General features: G+C 72.9%; 1 pseudogene. It reads right to left on the bottom strand.

From position 1 onward, the window contains the following. Positions 1 to 568: pseudogene (locus ABD151_RS21000) on the bottom strand (ABC transporter ATP-binding protein); the annotation flags it as partial.

Genomic DNA, 568 nt, shown 5'->3' with positions numbered 1-568 from the left:
GCCCGCCGACCGGCCGGCGATCGGACGACCGACGGCCGAGGCGAGCGCCGAGCTGACCAGCACGGTCATCAGCACCGCACCCGCAAGCCAGGTGCCGGCCAGCACTGCGGTCACGGCCGCGATGATCAGGCCGTTGACGAAGTCGACCCAGCGGTCGGCGTAGCGGGCGTAGCGGTCGGCGTCCATCGACCGCGCCACCACCTCGCCGGGCGGGGTGCGCGGCAGCCGGTGCTGCTGGGTCTGCCCGAAGAGCACCGACATCCGGGTGCGCAGCAGGACCTCCACCCACCACCGCGGGTAGCAGTAGAAGGCGATCGCCAGCATCAGTGGCGCGGAGAGCAGGCAGAGCACCAGCGCGATCGACCACAGGGTCGGGGTTTCGCCGTCCTGCAGGTCGACGACGACGTGGCCCCAGATCAGTCCGGTGACCGCGCCCTGGGCGCCGACCAGCGAGGTCAGCAGGAAGAGCCCCGCGCCGGTGATGCCCCAGATCGGCCGGACGAAGAGCACGTGCAGGATGCCGCGGGTCAGGCTGGGGCCGGTGCCGACCTCGGGCAGCTCGGGCGGC

This window comes from Nocardioides dubius, assembly GCF_039528155.1.
Classification (GTDB): domain Bacteria; phylum Actinomycetota; class Actinomycetes; order Propionibacteriales; family Nocardioidaceae; genus Nocardioides; species Nocardioides dubius.
This window is presented reverse-complemented; position numbering and strand designations above follow the sequence as displayed.